Origin of the sequence: Ruminococcus sp. HUN007 (assembly GCF_000712055.1) — a bacterium.
Taxonomy (GTDB): Bacteria; Bacillota; Clostridia; order Oscillospirales; family Ruminococcaceae; genus HUN007.
Window position 1 is genome coordinate 524053 of the sequence record NZ_JOOA01000002.1, and the last position, 19018, is coordinate 543070.

General features: G+C 37.6%; 15 protein-coding genes. 4 read left to right on the plus strand and 11 right to left on the minus strand.

What is annotated here, in order from left to right; translation table 11 throughout:
• Positions 1-12: 12 nt before the first annotated feature.
• From CC97_RS06375 to CC97_RS20920, 3 genes are read right to left on the minus strand one after another with little or no spacing between them, the layout of a single operon-like run.
• Positions 13-705: a hypothetical protein gene (locus CC97_RS06375; RefSeq protein WP_156036801.1), complete on the minus strand. Its 693-nt coding sequence runs from the start codon at positions 703-705 to the stop codon at positions 13-15.
• A 29-nt stretch (positions 706-734) separates the two neighbouring features.
• Entirely contained in the window at positions 735-1496 is a 762-nt protein-coding gene (locus CC97_RS06380; protein ID WP_242848142.1) for an aminotransferase class V-fold PLP-dependent enzyme, read from the minus strand.
• Positions 1396-1887: an aminotransferase class V-fold PLP-dependent enzyme gene (locus CC97_RS20920; protein WP_242848143.1), complete on the minus strand. Its 492-nt coding sequence runs from the start codon at positions 1885-1887 to the stop codon at positions 1396-1398. The genes CC97_RS06380 and CC97_RS20920 overlap by 101 nt, the downstream gene beginning before the upstream one ends.
• A 532-nt stretch (positions 1888-2419) precedes the next feature.
• On the opposite strand from CC97_RS20920, the gene CC97_RS06385 reads away from it, so the two are divergent.
• The gene (locus tag CC97_RS06385; protein ID WP_044973606.1) at positions 2420-3976 is read left to right on the plus strand and encodes a transposase; all 1557 of its coding nucleotides are present in this window, start codon (positions 2420-2422) and stop codon (positions 3974-3976) included.
• Here CC97_RS06385 and CC97_RS06390 read toward each other — a convergent pair.
• From CC97_RS06390 to CC97_RS06425, 8 genes are all read right to left on the minus strand, one after another.
• On the minus strand, positions 3973-7248 hold the full coding sequence (locus CC97_RS06390; RefSeq protein ID WP_049962734.1) for a hypothetical protein: 3276 nt from the start codon (positions 7246-7248) through the stop codon (positions 3973-3975). The genes CC97_RS06385 and CC97_RS06390 overlap by 4 nt on opposite strands.
• 16 nt (positions 7249-7264) lie before the next feature.
• Positions 7265-8167, minus strand: coding sequence for a DUF4007 family protein (locus tag CC97_RS06395; RefSeq protein ID WP_044974299.1), 903 nt, complete (start codon positions 8165-8167; stop codon positions 7265-7267).
• Between the two features lie 10 nt (positions 8168-8177).
• Complete coding sequence (locus tag CC97_RS06400; protein ID WP_044974300.1) at positions 8178-9893, minus strand: phosphoadenosine phosphosulfate reductase family protein; 1716 nt, start codon at positions 9891-9893, stop codon at positions 8178-8180.
• Positions 9894-9979: 86 nt separating this feature from the next.
• Positions 9980-10159, minus strand: coding sequence for a hypothetical protein (locus CC97_RS20485; protein WP_044974301.1), 180 nt, complete (start codon positions 10157-10159; stop codon positions 9980-9982).
• Between the two features lie 476 nt (positions 10160-10635).
• The gene (locus CC97_RS06410) at positions 10636-11706 is read right to left on the minus strand and encodes a hypothetical protein (RefSeq protein ID WP_049962735.1); all 1071 of its coding nucleotides are present in this window, start codon (positions 11704-11706) and stop codon (positions 10636-10638) included.
• 554 nt (positions 11707-12260) lie between these two features.
• Positions 12261-12578, minus strand: coding sequence for a type II toxin-antitoxin system RelE/ParE family toxin (locus tag CC97_RS06415; protein ID WP_044974302.1), 318 nt, complete (start codon positions 12576-12578; stop codon positions 12261-12263).
• Entirely contained in the window at positions 12578-12880 is a 303-nt protein-coding gene (locus CC97_RS06420) for a hypothetical protein (RefSeq protein WP_044974303.1), read from the minus strand. The genes CC97_RS06415 and CC97_RS06420 overlap by 1 nt, the downstream gene beginning before the upstream one ends.
• Before the next feature lie 173 nt (positions 12881-13053).
• Positions 13054-15234, minus strand: coding sequence for a clostripain-related cysteine peptidase (locus tag CC97_RS06425; protein WP_049962736.1), 2181 nt, complete (start codon positions 15232-15234; stop codon positions 13054-13056).
• Between the two features lie 303 nt (positions 15235-15537).
• On the opposite strand from CC97_RS06425, the gene CC97_RS06430 reads away from it, so the two are divergent.
• The 3 genes from CC97_RS06430 to CC97_RS06440 all read left to right on the plus strand — a co-directional run bounded on the left by CC97_RS06430 (position 15538) and on the right by CC97_RS06440 (position 18800).
• Complete coding sequence (locus CC97_RS06430) at positions 15538-15972, plus strand: hypothetical protein (RefSeq protein WP_044974305.1); 435 nt, start codon at positions 15538-15540, stop codon at positions 15970-15972.
• A 427-nt stretch (positions 15973-16399) separates the two neighbouring features.
• On the plus strand, positions 16400-18004 hold the full coding sequence (locus tag CC97_RS06435; protein ID WP_044974306.1) for an AAA family ATPase: 1605 nt from the start codon (positions 16400-16402) through the stop codon (positions 18002-18004).
• Between the two features lie 172 nt (positions 18005-18176).
• Positions 18177-18800 (plus strand): esterase, encoded by a 624-nt coding sequence (locus CC97_RS06440; protein WP_044974307.1) that lies wholly within the window; start codon positions 18177-18179, stop codon positions 18798-18800.
• Positions 18801-19018 lie beyond the last annotated feature (218 nt).

A 19018-nucleotide genomic window follows, 5' to 3' on the forward strand; every position in this document is an offset into this window, starting at 1 on the left:
ATAGAATATAAATCATTTTTGTCTCTGCGATAACTTTTCATAATAAACAGTAAGTATATCTTTACTTCTCTGAATAATATTTTTCACATCAACAATTGAAAAACTATTCCATAGATTTTCGTTAAAGAGAAGACAATCTGTTTCTTCATCATATCGAATATATTTCACAAGACACGATCTTCCTAACGGATTGAAAAGGATCAACTTTTTTATTTCTTTATCAGTCGGAGATGAGTTGTAAAAAATACTATCAGATCGTTCTGCTAAAAGATTGTTATTTTTTCTGTCTTCATAGAATTCTTTGAAATATCTCACTAAGTCTGAAACAAATACTTTACCTTTATCATCAGCACATTCAAACATCCCTAACATAGTAACAGGCATATAAGATGACTGACATCTTGAGCGATTATAATCAAAAAAGAATCTCTTTTTTATCAGATCTCCGCTTTCTTCCTGATAATTTCCCTGCTCTTTTAAATATAGTTTTCTTCGTTCTGATACATTATGGATTACCTGTTTCTTAATCAACTCTTCATCTGAAGCAATATCAACGCCGTGACTTGACAACATTGCATATATTCCTGGTATCTGATCAAAACTTATATTATTATCATCAATTACAGAAAAGAAATCATCCTCAGTAATGTAATTATTTCTTGATTTTGTAATAAGCTTTTCAACTATTGACTTTATATTTTCCACTATATTCATCCCCTGTAGTACAGCTACATTCATGAATTCTCTTCAATATATTCAAGTACTTCGTTCAGCTTTTCAAAGTCTGCATCCTCATTAAAGTAATTCAAACTAAACCGTACCGTTCCTGCCGGAAATGTTCCTAAAAACTTATGTGCATATGGTGAACAGTGAAGTCCTGTTCTTACAGCTATGTCATGGTCACTAAGAACCTGTCCGATGTTGTCACTGCTGTAACCGTCAAAGGTACATGATACAACTCCTATGCTTTCTTCAGGTTCAATGACATTGATGTTTGAATATGATTTAAGAACAGATACAAGTCTTTCCTTCTTTGTCTGTTCCTCAGAATAGATCTTTTCTATACCTGTTTTCATGATCCATTTAAGAGCTGCATTAAGTCCTGCTGCCGCTGAAATATTATGACTTCCTGCTTCATACTTTACAGGTACTTCATCCGGCATATCCTGATTTGCTGACTCGACACCTGTTCCGCCGTAAATCAAAGGCGGAACTGAAACAGATTGTTTGCATATAAATCCGCCGATTCCCATTGGTCCATACAAGGTTTTGTGTCCTTCAAAAACGGCAAAATCAAAAATGTCACTGCTCAGATCGGTATCAATTAGACCAGCAGTCTGGCACATGTCAACTATAGTGACTGCGTCAGACTGTTTTGCTTCTGAAAAGATATATTCAATTGGAGCAACCGCTCCGCAGACATTGCTTGCATGACTTACAATAACACAAAACGGTTTTTTTATTTTTAAACTGTTCAGAGATTTTTGCAGTATCATATGCTTTTGTTTCTTTGTTGACCGAAAGCTGTTCTATACTGAAATCTGTTTTCTTCTGCAGATGATGCAGCATTCTTGTTACCGCATTGTGTTCAAACGGAGAAATGTAAACCGTACTTTTTTCCGGGATATCTATTCCTGAAAGAATAAGATTTATTGCTTCTGTTGCCGTACCTGTAAATACAACTTTTTTATTGCTGCAGTGAAAAAGATCAAGCAGTAATTTTCTTGTCTCCTCTATAAGAGCATTTGCTTTGGCCGAAAGCCTGTGCTGACCTCTTCCGGCATTTACTCCGCATTCACGGTAGAACTTATCCATGAAGGAATAAACTTCTTCCGGCTTTGGAAATGTCGTTGCCGCATTATCAAAGTATGATATTCCGTTTACCATCTTTCATCCTCTATCTGAACATCTTTTCGAGTATTTCAACAAGTACCTGACGTTTTTCCTGTTCAGTTATTGACTGTCCCATTTCATCAATAGCACTTGTTATATCATTGTAGAGAAGCTTTGCACGGTTGCTGTATTCAACTTTATCAAATACTCGTACAACTTCTTCTCCGTTGTCATCGTAAAAAGTAAATTTACATGATTCTTTTGCATTTTCCGAACGACTGTGATCTTTACTGTTGTAGTCTTCTACTGTATCAATGAACTGCTGAAATTCAGTTTTGTATTTTTCCAGACCTTCAGCATTCCAGTCGTCTATGCGTAAGCCTACAATGAGTTTACCGAGAGTTTCAATGTATTTATCCTGAGTTCCCGGGTTTTTCTTAGTCTACATCACAGGATTGTAGTTACAAGCGCATGATAATTCACGCAGATACGTAATTTATTTGAATATCCACTTGATTTCTGACATGAAAAATGATATAATGTAGATATAATAAATTTAGTCTACATCATTTGCTGTGAGGGAATCATGTATATAAACTATAATATCGTAAACGGTAAAGAATATGGAACAGTGACTGCATCTGTTCGAAAAGGAAAAAGTGTTTCAAAAGGCAAACAAATATATCTCGGAAGAGTAATAGACAAGGAAAATGGTATATTCAAAAATCGTGAAAGAGGGTTGTTTAAATACGATCTTGCAACAGATTCATACAGTTCTGTTTCAGCAGATTTTGAAGAGCCAAAAGACCAGCGAAAAACAAAGTATCAAAAACGTCCAGTTCTGATAGTATCTTTCGGAGATATATATTTACTTGATTCATTCATGAACAAAAGTGGAATTATGTCAGCAGTGAATGCAATCAATTATAAAAATCAGGATACCCTTCATGCGCTGGTTGCTTACTACATATTAACAACATACTCCAACTGTCATGCAGAAGACTGGTGGGAACTTACATATGCCAGATATCTTTATCCTAAAGCACAGATGGCATCTCAGAGAATAAGCGATGCACTCGCTGATATAGGCAGTGAAGATGCTAAGCGCCACTTCTTCAAGGAATACTTTAAGTTTCTTTCCTTAAAAAAAGACGCAGATGAATCAAATGAAATTGATGACGGTATACTTATTGATAGTTCAGGGCTTCCAAATTCTATACATTTTCCATTAACCGCCGTAAGCAATCATAACGGAATAATCAGTGAGGAACTGAGGCTCATTTACGTTGTTCAGCAGCACACTGGAATGCCGTTGTTTTTCAGATATGTTGCAGGTAATGTTATCGATGTAAGTACAATAACAAGAACTATAGCTGAACTAAAAGCGAATGGCATAAATACCAAATTTGCGATTCTTGATGCCGGATATTATACAGGAGTAAATGCCGATGCACTTCTTGATTCAGGAATTTCTTTTATGGCTCGAATGAAAAGTAATTTCAAGGTGTACAAACGAATCGTAAGTGAACATCTTAATAATCTGATGATTAAGGAAAATGCAGTGATATTCAACAAACGACTTATCTATATCAAATGCGTTCCATGTGAAATAGGTCAGAAAGAAAATCGTAAAGCATACGCTTTCCTGTGTAAGGATATGACGGCATACAATGAAGGACAGAAAAATGCTATTGCAAGAGCTGAAGATGAAAGTCTTACAGCATCAGATATTTATGATGATTTACAAAGGCAAGGAGTATTTGTGATTGTATCAACCAGAAAAGTTGCAGTCGAAAAAATACTGCCTCTTTATTATATGCGTGATCAGGTTGAAAAAATATTTGAGCTATGCAAACAGGGAGGTAAAATACTTCCGATTAACGTAGAGTCAGAAGCAACATTACGTGGGCATTTGATGTTGACTTTTATTGCAACTGTTGTACTTAAAATGATGAGTGACAAGCTAAGAAATACTGCCTTGACAACTGAATCTGTGTTTATGAATTTACATGAACAGCATGCCATCGTGTATGACAAGGAATTTGTAACAACAGAACCGATTAAGAAAATGAACGATGCATACAAGGCTTTTAAAATTCAATGTCCTGTTTCTATAAAACGTCTGCTTGATAATGTAGACTAAAAAATTCTCGGGAACTTAGGTTTATTTTCATTGTTATCAACGTTACCAATAATAGAAATGATCTTGTTTTCATTGTTCGGAAACTGATACTGAAGCGTCTCAGTTTTTAAAGTTTCATACCAGTCCCTAAGAGTTGAAGTTAGTGATGCTTCTTTTTGGCCTCCGAACAGTTTCTTGGTTTTATTGATTATTTCATTTATCAAATTGCTTCGAGAAGTATCAAAGATTTTTTTCACTTCAGAAATCTTATTTGCAAGCTCCTTTGATACAGCTTTCAGACCAAATACTTTCGGAAGTTCCTCAATAAGATAATTTCTGTTATTATCACTTGGCTGCTTTAATGTAAGCATAAATTTTGTATATTCTTTAGGTAAATTCTTATCAGAACCATAGATTCGCTTCATTTCCTTTGAACATCTTGGTAACGACATATACCAGCGATTCATTGCAGCCGCAATGTAAGTAAAACCATTATAGCTTTTTTCTTTTTCAACGATAAATTCCGCAAACACTTCTTCAAGCTTTTTCAGATAATCTGTTTTATCGTTGTCCCAGTTTTCCATAATAACAGAGTACAATTCAGGCGTTTCATTAATGCTGTTCAGAGTTGCCGCATTAATTCTGGTTTCTGAACCCTTATACCTGATTACAATATCCTTCTTTATAAAATGAAGTACAAGTGCAATATAAACAGGAATAACGCCACGCTTTAATCCGATATGGTTTTCAGGTAAAGTAAGCTTGTTGTAAAGAACTTCAAAAGAAGACTCGCCTTTTTTCGCTGTACCATTGAAGAAATCACTAATAACAGAAAGCATATCTTTCATATTCTCATCCTTCGGTTCAAGGGTAAGAGACCAGTTGCCTTCGTTTTCAAAAAGCAACCCGGTCTGCATCAGCGAGCTTCTCATAAATGAAACATCCTGACCTGTACCTGTAAGGCCAAGGTTTTCTTCCACCATATCATTTTCAAGCAATGCCGAAATCAGCTTTGTTCTGCTGTTTATCGCCATTGTAGGAAGAATGTTTTTATTAAGAGATTCATTATTTATAAGCGGAGTTTTGCTGTAAACCTGTTCACAGATCTCTGATAATCTGTTTGACAAATGTGCTTTTCTTGAAATGTTAAGCTCGCCGGTCGAGTCGTAGTAATATGATTTTTTCTTTTCCGGCTGAACATAATCAGAAATGAAATTATGCATTATCTCTTCAAGATCTTCGAGATAAAGGTTATACTCATCAAAAAGAACATCGTCTTCTATGCTTTCATCTCTTAACTGAGAGACAGCCATAAATTCATAAGCAACTGAATTTATATCATAGTCATTATTGTAATTCTTCGGAATAATAACAACTGCCTGTGCACAGTTCAGATTAACTTTTTCATTTTTATGCTTTTCAAAATCATCAGCATTTTCGAAAAATACTGCCTGAACAAGACCGCTTGCATCAGGATCAGCATTATAGTAGCTGTCCTTTATTTCATCAATACCTGTAAATTCAAATTCGAAATATCTTGTTATGCAATGTTCATCATTATACCTTACTGGATAAATGAAACTGTCAAATGAAGCGTTATTAAGAATAGCTTTCACTGTCGTCTGAAGTTTAAGCTGTTCTACTCTTTCCCTGATCTGATCCTCAGTATTTACTCCACTTGTCTTTTTCAGTTTCAGATAGTTATTGCTTCTCTTAAGATAAATAATACAAGAGTTTGAAATAAGATCATTAATAGCATCTGTGATCTCCTTCGGATCTTTCACTACATCAATGAAAGTGTCCTTTATAAAATCTACAGTCGGCGGCATCTTTTCAAACTGCTCTATCATATACACAAGTGCAATTGTTTTTATGATCTTAGCGTGAAGCGAGTTTTTTTCAACCTTCTTAAGAACATTGGAAGCAAGGCTGTATGTCTTATAAATCTCACTTGAATTCAGTTCTTTTTTAAACTGCATTTCAAAGTAGTTATAAAGATAATCCGGAGTTACAAACGGAAAATCTTTGTCGTTCTTTTCAATGAAATCTACAAGTGTATTCTTCTGCCCTGCAGAAAGAAACGTAAATAACGTCCTTTCATTCTGTGCGACTTTTTCTGATAATCTCGGAAGAATAAAAACAGTTGACGGATGAAGAGGATAACATCCTTTTACTATTCCTTCTACATCAGGCTGATTGGAAAGTACAGAATTATTTGAGTATCTATCAGTGATCTCTTTAAAGATTTTCTTATTTTTATCACAGAATGATTCCCACTTGTCTTTATTCTTCTCAATTGCAGCAGACATAACTTCATACATCTGGCTGAAGTTATTCTGAAGGTTTATGTGTTCAAACCTTGCTGATATTCCTCTCCAGCCATCTACTTTATCCTGCGGAAGGTTCATGTCGATATAGTTTGAAATATCCTTATGGCATATGAGAAGAAGATGCATCTGATTATTACCGGAACGTGTGCATTTCTCTGCGAAATCCTGAAGCAGTTTTGTATCACTCTCAGTTGCTGTGGTAATACTTGTTTCAAGATATTTTCCGAATTCATCATAAACTATGTATAGTCCGCTGTAGCCATGTTCCTTAACAGCTGCACTTACATTTTCATATATATTTACAACATCAAAACCTACAAACGGATTAAAAACACTTCCTGCTGTGAGACTCGGATAAAGAGTAATAAAATTCTGATATGTTTCAGTATTATTGTTTTCGAGATTCTTTATATATTCATCAACGTCATTTACTTTTTCTTCAAATGCGTCGTATGTGTCAGGATAATTATTTTTCCAGTTTTCAATTGCATTCACAGCAGCTTGAAAATGAGAATCAGGCATGATACTCTCTAAACCGAAATAGTTTAATGATTGCTGAAGAGCATTCATAAATGACTGAGTAAGACTCGAATTGCTTCCGCTTATAACTACAGGCAAAAGTTTAAATTTGCTGTCAAGAATATTTAAAACAATCTTGTAAATATCCTCATTATAAGCCTTCATTTTATCAAGAATTCTTCTGTATAATTCTTTATCCTTAACTTCTGAAAGAAGTGAAAGAGCTACTAAAACTATGTGTGATTTTCCTCTTCCATAAGCACCAGATAAAATTTTTGCTCTCTGAGTTGATTCGCTCTGAGTACCTGAAAGAAGATCATATATCAAATCAATTGAAGAATTTGTCGGTATAAAATTACGTATCTTTGATTCGTTTTTCAGATCATACGCAATGTTTACTGATGTCTGAAACCCGCTTGATACTTTAATGATTTCACTTAACATATATAACTCCTAAAACCTACTTATTTAAACTGTCATAATACTTTTCGACGCATTCTTCAAATGTCATGTCTGTCTTAATTTCAATAACATCCAATCCGGCGGTTCTGATAACCTTTATGTAACCGAGTGATTCGATCTTATACAGAATATTGATAAGAGTGATCGAATCTAAATTGAATACCTTACCTATGCTTTTTTCTTTATTCTGCAGTTCAGAAATTCGTATTTCCTTTTTACCTTCTGTACTTTTGATTATAAGAGCAAGAAGAACAAGCAAAGGCAGGTTTTCTGACTTAGGTGTTGATTTTTTATAAATACCTTTTTTCTTGTCAACAACATCTACAAGACCGATTTCTCCCAAAGGACAGTCTATGTTGTTTTCAGGATGTACTTTTTCCGGATTCAGTTTTGCACGCGGAACATAAGAGTTTATCAAACAACTGAAGTCATCACTGATAGACCTGTCAGCAATTTGTCTGTCCTTGTTTGTAAATTTATCATCATCCTGCATGTTAAGATATTTTTTCACCGCAGAATAAAAATCATCGTAATCAAATTCCTGCTTGTTAAACTGATTAAAGAAAATATACCATGCTGTAGCATCTTCTTCATTAACGGCCAGATTATAATGGAGAAGGCATAAGGTTCCTACTTCCTCCATGTATCTGTCGTTATTATAAATAATATCACCAAGCTTAGTAGGCGACTGATTTTTCTTCCCACTCTTAGGTTCTGATGTAAGACCAACTGCCATAAGCCAGTATCTCAAAGACTTGACCATATTGGCCCCTATTCCTAGAACATCCATGCTTTTGCTGGACGAACCCTGAAAAATACCTGGCTCTTTTATGATATTACTCATTCCCTTGTACAGCCATCCCTTTCGGATAGCAAAACTTTCATGCCCTCTAAACTTCATGTGATTTACCTTATTCCTTAGTCCTTAAATATTTTTCCATCAGACAACCGCCTTCAAGATATTTTGCTGTAACACACATCTTGCAGCGTTTGCACTTTTCACTGTCAATATAATACGTATCGCCCACAATTGAAATTGCTCCGAAGTGACAAAGTGATTCGCACTTAAGACATTTTCTGCAGGCGTTAAATTTCTTTATCTGATATCCTATCATTCTCTGAAGATCATCATGCTTTGCAACATTCATTGTTTTTATCTTAACAGAGTATTCGTAGCCTTCCTGCGTAAACGGCTGAATTGAAATGATAGGTGTCTGTGTTTTTATGTCGAGAACAATTGTCTCGTTGATAAGTTTACGTCCAAGTTCTTTCGACACTTTACCGAAAGGAGTAAACATACCGAGAAGTTCATCATCAACTGCTCTGTTAAGCTGATATATCTTTGCATTATCTTCAACTGTGCAGTTGGTATATCTGATCTTGATATCCTGAGAAGCTTCAAGACCATTACCACCCTGACGAGCTTTCCATTTACCAGTATCAATATATACTTCCGGATCAGGTTTGCCAATTTTCTTTGCAAAATCGACAAGGAAGTTATGCCACTTCTTATACTGTTCAGGCATATAAATTGAAGAAAGGAACTGAGCCCTGTCATTATTATTCGGACAGCACCAGCATCCTACACGATCATAGCCAAGTCGGTATGCATCATTAAAATCAATTTTCTCACCCAGTATATAAAGCCAGATATCAAGATCCTGCCAGAGGAAAATCGGTGAAGCAACTTTCTGCTTCTGAATTTTCACTGACTCCGCATTATCTTCAACACGATTGTATTTGCTTCGTGAAACTGATTCGCACTTTCTTATACCGTAAAAAGTAAGAATATTAATGTCCTTATAATAACGATTCAGAATTCTTGTTATCGGTCCTGTCTTGAACATAGAACAGCACCATCTCATCATTCTTGCAGGAGGCCCGATGTCTTCACAGACACTGTAAAAGTCCTGTTCCTTATTCTGTGCGCTTCTGAAAATCGCTTTAGGATTATTCTCTCTGAACCTGGCTGCGTATTCGAGAGTAAGCGGAAACTCCAGAGTAGTGTTTCCGAAAATGTGAACCATGCTCGGATCGCTCAGAGCTTTTGCTGCTAAGTCAGCTGTAACTGTAGAATCTTTTCCTCCTGAAAATGATAATACTATATTTTCACGAGGATATTTTTCAGCCTCTTTCTGAATAAAAGTATGTGCTTCATCAATTATATAATTCAGCCTTGATCTGTTGGCCTCAATGAATTTACTGATGTGCTGATCAAAATACTCATATGTATTCTGACTCTTGTATTCCTCTAATTTTGATATGATATATTCCGGTGAATATTTTTTATAATGCTTCTTGGAAATGTTTATCGTCTCACCGTCAATATAATACTTGTTAGTGTTAGCCCATACTGATTTTTTATGGAACTCCATCGGCTTATCAAGTAAGATCTCAATCAGTAGCCTTTCTTCAGGAAACACAGGTCTCATATCTGAAGCCATGTAAACTGCTTTACCACTACAAACAGGACATCTGTGACGATCAATGTCCACAGGATATCTTATTATAGGGGTGTTACATGAAGGACATCTGTATATTTCAGCTGGTATATCTGCAGTAGTCTGTCTGCCGCAAAATTCGCAAACAGATTCATTAGTTTCTCTTCTGCAATCCTTGCACCACAAAGTTATTTCTCTCCTTGCTAATTAATAACGCAAAAAACGCCTGAAACAACCTTCAGCAAATGCTAAAAGCTATTTCAAGCGTTTTTTTAATTTGTTATTATATTTATAGCAAGAAAAAAAGGCAGACTTATCCTGTCTGTCTGTCTGTCTGTCTGTCTGTCTGTCTGTCTGTCTGTCTGTCTGTCTGTCTGTCTGTCTGTCTGTCTGTCTGTCTGTCTGTCTGTCTGTCTGTCTGTCTGTCTACAAATTATGCGGCATTTTAACATCCTTGTCAACCCCTTTTCATAAAAAATCATCATTATCTCCATTTTCGTCAAAAACAGCAATGAAGATATCTTTATTATACACTAATTTAGTGCATATGTCAACAATTATAGTCCGGCATTGTACCAATTTAGAATAAAAAAACCAAAGTGAGCAGCATTTTTTTATTACTTAAGTCATCATGTATTAGTCCTTCTCCATAACGCATCAACCATGCCTTAAGTCCGAAAACCTTCGCATACGAATAAAAAAGCAAAAGCCGGCAATGTGGGGGATGGTGAAGGAAAGAGAGTGCAGAGAGAAAACCTTAGGCAGGGGGAGAAATGCCGCGCTTTTGCGGGCTTTTATCGTTCTCCCCCTGCATATGGTTGTCTCTTTGCATCGTCGTAACAAATGAAATTTGCAGCTCATCAGAATAAAAAACGATCCCTGAAAGCAGTAATTACATACCGTTCCAGAGATCTGTGATCTGATTAAATTACATCACAAGTGGTTTGCCAAGTGATTTCGCTATCTGTTTTAATGTGTCAACGTCCAGGCCGGTGTAACGACCGATCTTATCTGCAGTTTCTCCGTCGTTGATCATCATTTCTGCAAATCGAAAATCTTTCTCTTTGATGATCTTGTCCTTTTCTTCAAGACTTTTATCTTTTTCTTTAAGACTTCTGTCTTTTTCTTCAAGAATTCTGTCCTTCTCGGCAAGCTGTGCCTTTGCCTTATAATAGTCTTCTGTATAATATCCGCTTATATTGCACATTTTATCCACCACCTCATCGTATTCCTTTGTCATTTTTATATTGTATATTTCTTCAAGCTTACTTCTCTTATTTTCCGAGGTCTCATATTTGTCAAACAATAGACTCAGCATATCAACAAGTTTATCTCCACAGTTACCTTCTTCTCCGTTTGTATGCAGACAAACCATGATTGTTTCCATCAGATCGTAATCCTTTTTTGGAAGTTCCATATTCCCCAACATGCGGGTTTCTATAGTATGATAACGATTTATTGAATTCTGAAATTCCGGTTTCGGATCGATGCATATCCATATGGAGTATACCTTTTTGATATCACCGTAATTTGAATCGTCAAATTCTTCTCCGTGCTGAGCTGAAATCATTCTGGCGTTATAGTAAATGCCTCTTGATACAAGCGGATATCCGGGATCAAACTTGTTCTGTGCTTCAAGATTTATTATTACTTTCCTGTACTCATTATTTTTAGGAATATGTACTATAAACCGAACATCGAAGGTGACTTTACCTTCATCTACATCCAAATCTTCGTTTTTTAGCTGACTTATCTTTTCTGGAATATCATCTATCCTTGCTGAATCTCTGTGTACAGGTACACATGCTATTTCCGGTTCACTAACTATGTATTCCGCAGCTATCTGTTCTACCGAATATTCAGATAATTCTGATATACACTCCTTAAGAATGAAAGCACTTATTACACGATAACTCAGTAATGCCTTTCCTCCCGCATCAAGATATTCTTCTCCGCTCAGTTTACTGAGTATCTGCCAGAACATTGTCCGTTTTTTCATATTTCCTTCTCTGCCTCCATTATATCATTTTTTTCAATGATATTCAAGTTTTTTATTTACTGCAGCAAGGATATTATACCACAGTTTTACAAGTCAGTCAATACCATTTAAGTTATTTTACAAATCATTTTCTTTGTACTATCCATTTAAGGCTGCTATAATGTAATAGACATTACATATTCCATTTAATCCAAATATATTTATCTTACGATATTCTGCTTAGAACCAGATATAATCACAGTAACTATATTTGCAAGATAATAGCTAACGAATAATACCTCTCCATAACGCATCAACCACGCCTTAAGTACGATAACCTTCGCATACGAATAAAAAGCCAAAGCCGGCAATGTGGGGAATGGTGAAGGAAAGAGAGTGCAGAGAGAAAACCTTAGGCGGGGGAGAAATGCCGGCTTTTGCTGCGGTTTCGTCGTTCTCCCCCGGCCTATGGTTGTCTCTTTGCATAGACCTATGAAATCTCAAATCACTTAAAATAAAAAAATTTCCCTGAAAGCAGCATCACCATTTGAACGCCGCCTCAGGGAGAGAAAATATTACCTTAATTTATTCTCGTAATTTTCCAACGAATGAAACATATTAGTGATTGTCACAACATCTCCATCTATTCTATATAATAAAAAATAATCATGCTTTAAAAAATTGATTCTCTTTAATCTTCTTTTTTGTAATTCTTCACTCTCTGGAATCTGCAAACTATCTGCTACCAGTTTTAATTGCGAAACTGTATTTTTAAAATCAGTAACTATGCTTTTAGCTGCTTTTGGGCTTCTTTTTTCCAGCCTAAGATAGTCACTATATCGTTTAAGATCTTCCTTTGCATCAAATGTAACCTGTACTTTATATGAAACCATCAGTCACACTCCGCAAGTAATTCATCAATAACTTCATCTGCATCAATACACATTCCGGCATCAGCCTGAGCAAGTGATCTGTCTATGCGTTCCAGCAACTGTTCCTCAGTTTGAGGCATAAACGGTTTTAAAGACTGATTATTATTATTGATATCTAATTCACGATTTTTATTTAAAAAAGCAATAGCAATTTTCTGAACAGCTTCAAGTTCATCATCTGATAAACTCGATATGAGATCATATGTATACTCAAGTTGCGATAAATCATTTCTCGCACAGTCAACAGAAACATTTACTGCCATATCTATCCCTCCTGCATTATACCTAAAATATATCTCTCATCTATAATATTACCACATTAGAGGTGTTATTTCAACAGTTAAAACGAAACTTCTATAATAAGGCTTATTAAACCATGCACGCAAAAATCGTTCAAATTCGCCTTTTGCTGCGGTTATTCTGATTAAAAATTACATCACGCTTCCTCGAAGTAAATATCGTCTCCGTCAATGGTGAACCATACCGGATCTGTCACGTCAAAGTCTCCGTAGATGTCGTTGATGACGAATGAGTAGAGGTAGTCTCCGTCATCAAGATAATCGTAGAATATCTCAGAGTCTGCTTCGAAAACATATTCATCGCCTTCGTAGTATTCCCCTTCGGCATCTTCATCGGTAAGGCTGTAAATGCCGTACAGAGGGATGATAACATCACCCGGTTCCGGTATGTATCCGCTTCGGGATGCAAGACCGTTGTCACCTATGCCGTCCCAGATGTCGATGATCTTTATTCTGTCTTCGTTGTAGTAGTAGGCAAAACGAAGATTGGTTTCTTCTCCTTCAAACATTACAGGAGATGTGTAAATGTCGTAGCCGTCGCAGTATTCCTGAAGATAGGATGCGAGTATTTGACCGTCATCGAGCATGAACCAGCAGCCGTCAAAACCGTCTTCAAATTCACCGGTCTCATAGTCGCCGTACACCTGACCGGTAGTGCCGAGTTCAAGAACTTCCTCACGCTCGTCATCAAGCGCCATGTAAATTCCCGCTTCCACTGATTCAGTCTGTACAAGTGACTCCTCCGAAAGTCTGAACCAGTAGTTTCCGTCTTCACTGAATTCCGGATAAACATCATATCCGCAGCATCCGCCCTCACCTGAGGAATAATCGTCTGCGTAGTCCCATTCATCACAGTCGTCGTCAAAAAGATAGGAAAGCAGACCGTCAAGAAAAGTGTATCCGTCATCGCTCCAGTCATTTGAAAACAAATCGAGTATGCTCTGGTTGTCGTACCCTTCCATGCCGTCGTGTGCAGCACCGTAAGCTATCTTGTCAACCACACCGAGATAGTATGAACTCAGCGCAATGTCGCTGAAAATGCCAAGCTCCTCTGATCCGCTGACACTCAGAGGATAGTATACTGCCAGACCTCCGGCATCTTTGTGGTCACTTCCGTTTTTCCTGTATACGACCATATTTTCAAGTGCATCAAGTGCTGCATCAGCGTTTTCAGACCAGTCTTTTCCCGCTTTTATAAGTCCGCTTAAATCGACCATATTGGTATAGCCGACGATTCGGTTGTTTCCGCCGAAATTATCGACTTTCTTTATCTTACGTGCAAACTCGGAAAACTCCGTAATATCATCTGTCAGAGTGTATATACCTTCTGCAAACCGGTCAAATGCAGTTATGAATGCATCAGTCCTGCCAAGATCGATAACTGCCATAGTTGCTTCATCATCTGTCCAGTCATCCTCACAGGCGGAATAGTAACTGTCTGTGATCGCTTTTCCGAGTTCAGCCCCGTCACATTCCGGATGAGCCGCCATGTAATCGCCCAGTGCTTTATAGTCCCATCCGGTACCCGGTTCTGTTTCCTCTGATGCCACCATATACTTTGCGTGTGTTGACATTACTGCAGCGGTTTCCGCCGTTCCCATAAGACACGCGTCAAAGCCGATGAATTCAAAAGGCTCGGTCATTTCATCGAAAATGCTGTAAAAAGCAGCATCGATCTCCTTGAGATAAAGGCCGTCATCGTCATGGTTTTCATCAAAGCAGACACCGTTTATACTTCCGCTGCCATGATCCCAGAAGATAAATCCCATGTTCGCAGCCGGGTAGCTCTTTATTCCCCACTTTGCGAAATCAGTCAGCGTCGAACCCTCACCCATGTTCACGTCATCAGCGGCATAGACAAGCTCTCTTCTGCCGTCATGGATAAGATAGCGCTGGCACTGCTCTTCATCAACATCATTTTCCCAGTAGTATGCACCGCCGGTCTGAACAACGAATTTTACATTTCCGCCGGCCGATGACTTTTCCATTTCCTCAATGTCTGCCGAGGCCATGCCGCCATCCGATTCAAGATCAGAACCGCACATGTACACAAACACCGTCCATGTACCTGCGTCCCCCATCGGTGTTTCCGCTTCTCTGACACTTCGGCTGATGCGAACGGGAGTGCCTGCAGCACCGGAACCATTCGCCCCTGTGTCGTGTTTACCGCCGGACGATCCGTGGTCTTCCTTTTCATCCGATACCGAAGAGGTTTCTTCTTCCGTCATATCAGTCTCATCGTCGAGACATGAATACAGCGATGCCGTAACAGCAATAAAAACAAAACATCCCGCAAGTATATTCTTTAATTTCCCCATGATCATAACCTCCGGTTTCAGGCAAACACTGAGGGAGAATTCTCGCGGCTCGCCCTCCCCCCGCTGATCCAGAAATAAATCAGCGTTTTCCTAGTGTCGCAAATGTGATTCTATCTGATATTTTAACATAATTATCATTTCAAATCAAGATTTAAAAGTTGACGTACTCCATGACAATGTGTTACAATATGAGTTGATAAACTATAAGGAAACGCTTATTTATTCATAAACAAGCGTCGGGCACGGTGCGAATCACCGCATTTCCCCATCTTCCTTAACTCTGTACAGGAAAAGGAGAAAGTCATGGAAACTGCTGTAATTTATCTTTTGGCATATGCGCTGTATGCTTTGATATTAATATCACTGATTATTATGCTCGTGATTCTGGTATCAAAAATAAAAAAGCACAAAAAAATCGGAGCAAAAATATATGCCGGCATGATCGCAGGAATGTTATCCGGAAGTATCATCACAGTCTGGATCTGCTCTCACAGATCATGTCCAATGATCAATGACTGGGCGTTTCTGGGAAATGATATCAGCACTGTCGAACAGAAATACGAAAAGTTTGAACGATACAACAAGAGAGAAGACGGATCCGGATATGCAGTCCTGATGACGGAACAGATAACAGGCAGAGAAATGTATGATTCAAATGATTATTCCTGTTATAATATGGAGTTTGATCAGAACGGAAAAATCGTCAAAGTATACTGTTCAAGACCATTAGGCGGCTGAAACGCTGCTTAAAAGGTCCCTGCACATATTGTGCAGAGACCTTTTTTATTGTGCCGGAGGCACCACATTTTCATCGGTACGCCTGTGGCATGCTATTGAAAAGCCGGACTGATTGAGGTATAATTTGTAATGTAAGTAATGCGAGGAATAGCTCGTATAAATCGGAATTTACTGAGCCGATTAACTTTCAGTTTTTTTTGTTATAGTTCAGTTTTTAGGATATCGGAAGTTAATCGACAAATTCTGATTTATTGCAGTATTTAACTGCGAAGTTTGAGTTAATTCATTTATATTGCCTTGCAGATCCGCAAACTACGTTTGCTCCCTGCATATCTGCTAATAGTAAACGCAAAAAATATTTTTCGTTTACTAAATAGAAAAAAAATGATATACTTATATATGAATAAAACAAAACGGAGGAGTGATCATGGGCACGTACTTTAATCCCGGAAACAAAGCTTTCACAAAATCAGCTGAAGATACATTATACATTGACAAAACAGGTCTGCTGAATATTACTAACAAGGCAATCAATTCTGAGAACAACTGTATTGCACTTAGTCATGCCCGCAGATTCGGAAAATCGCAGGCCGCCTGTATGATCGATGCGTATTACAGCAAAGGATGCGATTCAGAAAAATTATTCTCTGCACTTGAAATTTCAAAGTCTCCTGAGTTCAGAAAGCATTTGAATCAGTATAATGTCATCCATATTGATGTTTCCAGTTTTTCTGATGATTACGGAACCAATCTGGTAAAAGAAATAAAGCGTCATATTTATGATGATTTCAGAACTGTATATCCTGAAATAGACTACACTAAAAGTACAGCAGCTGTTCTTATGCAGGTCTATGAAAAATCTGTAACAGCAATCAATGGTGAAACAGAAAACATTCCGTTTGTTATTATAATTGATGAATGGGACTGCGTAATAAGAAATTATTCAGATAAACCAAAGTTTGTTCATGAATATCTGCAGTTTCTTCATTCTTTATTCAAGAGCACTGAATCCAGAACATTTCTTGCTCTTGGATATATTACAGGTATTCTTCCGATAAAGAAAATCAAAGATGAGTCAGCTTTGAATAATTTCAAGGAATATACAATGATCAGTTCAAAGGCATTCACAAAATATTTTGGGTTTACTGAAGATGAAGTAAAAGAACTGTGTATTAAATACAAAATGAATTTTGATTCAGTAAAAACATGGTACAACGGATATCTCATAGACGGAGAACATATGTATAATCCAAACTCTGTTATCCGGTCAGTCAGTGATCACAGTCTTGAATCTTACTGGAAAGATACATCAGCCTTTGAAACTATCAATCAGTTTATTACGCTTAATTTTGACGGACTGAAAGATGATATAATAAAAATGCTTTCAGGCGGAAGAACAAGAGTAACCACCGATAGATTTAAAAACGATCTGTCTGTTATAAATTCAAAAGATGATGCGCTTACTGCTCTTATTCATCTTGGCTATCTTGGATATGATTCTGAAAGAAAAAACGCATATATTCCAAATTATGAAGTGGCAACTGCATTTCAATCCGCTATTGAAGACGGAAACTGGAAAGAGATAGCTGAAACAATAACTCAAAGTGAAGATTTACTGTGGGCAACAATTGACAATGAACCTGAAAAAGTCGCTGGACTTATAGAACTTGCTCATAACAGTTATACATCTGTATTACAGTACAACGATGAAAATTCCCTTAGCTGCGTACTGACAATGGCATATTTCACAGCACCGGCTTACTACACGATCATAAGAGAAATGCCATCAGGAAAAGGATTCGCTGACATGGTATTCATTCCGCGTGCAGACTCAGGTGATAAACCGGCAATGATTATAGAGCTTAAATACGATAAAGATGCTGATACCGCACTTAATCAGATCAAAGAAAAAAGATATACCGGCAGCCTGAAAGGATACAAAAACAATATTATACTAGTCGGTATAAATTATGATAAAAAAACTAAAAAACATGAATGTGTTATTGAAAATATAAAGCAACTCAGTCTTTGAGTTTTTAAAGGTCCCTGCACCTATTGTGCAGAGACCTTTTTTATTGTGCCGCAGGCACCACATTTTCATCGGTACGCCTGCGGCGTGCTATTGAAAAGCAGGACTGATCGTAGTATAATTTGTAATATAAATAATGCGCGGGACCTCCCGCATAAGCAGGAAAGGATAAGTAATGATAATATACGAATTTGGAGATCCGAAGGCAGATACCGTTCTTATCCAGCCGGTGGACGAATACGACCTTGCGGGCATTGAAAACGAGATTGCTCTCATCTCCGGAAGCAGCGATAAATCTTTTCGTCTGATCGCCGTAAAAGTCGATAACTGGAATAACGATCTTTCGCCGTGGAAAGCGCCATCCGCATTCGGCAAAGAAGATTTCGGAGGAGGCGCAGAGAAAACCCTCGGAGAAATACTGAAACTCTGCTCCGACGAGAGCAAATCATATTTTATAGGCGGTTATTCACTTGCCGGACTTTTCGCATTGTGGGCAACGTATCGTACGGACAGATTTTCGGGTGTCGCGACTGCGTCCCCGTCGATGTGGTTTCCGGACTTTACGGATTATATGAAGGCGCATGAGATCAGAACCGGTACAGTATATCTCAGCCTCGGAGACAAGGAAGAAAAAACCCGCAATCCCGTTATGGCGACAGTCGGCGACAGAATTCGCGAAGCCTCTTCCCTGCTATCAGAACACGGTGTAAAATGCGTTCTTGAATGGAACAAAGGAAATCACTTCAAAGATGCCGACGTACGCACGGCAAAGGCGTTTTCGTGGGTGATCAGGAGTTAATCTCTGGCTGCGATCTGCGGGGTAGCTGGTATTGCAATTGCTGACCAATGACGAAATGTCTGAGCTTAACGCTAATCTGAACCTACTGCTTTACTGCTTTATCTGTTTGACATGGAGAAGAAATGAATGAATGAACGAATGATTGATGATTAAATTCTGACTTATCGCAGTAAAAAGGTCCCTGCACGCATCGTGCAGAGACCTTTTTTAATTGTGCC

Coding starts and splice junctions, on each gene's coding strand:
- CC97_RS06380 (WP_242848142.1), bottom strand. CDS start 1,496: ATGATACTGCAAAAATCTCTGAACAGTTTAAAAATAAAAAAACCGTTT.
- CC97_RS20920 (WP_242848143.1), bottom strand. CDS start 1,887: ATGGTAAACGGAATATCATACTTTGATAATGCGGCAACGACATTTCCA.
- CC97_RS06385 (WP_044973606.1), top strand. CDS start 2,420: ATGTATATAAACTATAATATCGTAAACGGTAAAGAATATGGAACAGTG.
- CC97_RS06390 (WP_049962734.1), bottom strand. CDS start 7,248: ATGTTAAGTGAAATCATTAAAGTATCAAGCGGGTTTCAGACATCAGTA.
- CC97_RS06395 (WP_044974299.1), bottom strand. CDS start 8,167: ATGAAGTTTAGAGGGCATGAAAGTTTTGCTATCCGAAAGGGATGGCTG.
- CC97_RS20485 (WP_044974301.1), bottom strand. CDS start 10,159: ATGTTAAAATGCCGCATAATTTGTAGACAGACAGACAGACAGACAGAC.
- CC97_RS06410 (WP_049962735.1), bottom strand. CDS start 11,706: ATGAAAAAACGGACAATGTTCTGGCAGATACTCAGTAAACTGAGCGGA.
- CC97_RS06415 (WP_044974302.1), bottom strand. CDS start 12,578: ATGGTTTCATATAAAGTACAGGTTACATTTGATGCAAAGGAAGATCTT.
- CC97_RS06420 (WP_044974303.1), bottom strand. CDS start 12,880: ATGGCAGTAAATGTTTCTGTTGACTGTGCGAGAAATGATTTATCGCAA.
- CC97_RS06425 (WP_049962736.1), bottom strand. CDS start 15,234: ATGGGGAAATTAAAGAATATACTTGCGGGATGTTTTGTTTTTATTGCT.
- CC97_RS06430 (WP_044974305.1), top strand. CDS start 15,538: ATGGAAACTGCTGTAATTTATCTTTTGGCATATGCGCTGTATGCTTTG.
- CC97_RS06435 (WP_044974306.1), top strand. CDS start 16,400: ATGGGCACGTACTTTAATCCCGGAAACAAAGCTTTCACAAAATCAGCT.
- CC97_RS06440 (WP_044974307.1), top strand. CDS start 18,177: ATGATAATATACGAATTTGGAGATCCGAAGGCAGATACCGTTCTTATC.